Origin of the sequence: Streptococcus sp. 4094, assembly GCF_013277125.1 — a bacterium.
Classification (GTDB): Bacteria; Bacillota; Bacilli; order Lactobacillales; family Streptococcaceae; genus Streptococcus.
Window position 1 is genome coordinate 1 of sequence record NZ_VMMI01000065.1, and the last position, 314, is coordinate 314.

The window sequence follows — 314 nt, forward strand, 5'->3', positions numbered from 1 at the left end:
CCTCGCACATCCATTTCGATATCATCGACCCTGGCAAACTCTCCACCATTATCGGTAAGAATGACAGGGAAGAGTTGGGATAAATCTTTGTCAGCTTGGTGAAGAGTGTTCTTGATGTCATAAAGGTGTTTGGTAACCTCAAGGGCAGTTTTATTATCCAGAAGTCTAGCGAAGATAAAGTTACAGAAAGATAGATTGAAGGTGAGTAGGACTTTCCCTCCCATCCTTCCCAGAACTGTATCCATTTCCAGCCAAGAGTCTAGTTGATTCAGTGCTAAATAGTTTTGGAAATCCTCATAGGAACGGCCTTTTTT

Annotated in this window: 1 pseudogene; it reads right to left on the reverse strand. The window is 42.0% G+C overall.

Annotated elements, in window-relative coordinates:
* Positions 1–314: pseudogene (locus HT721_RS10610) on the reverse strand (IS30 family transposase); the annotation flags it as partial.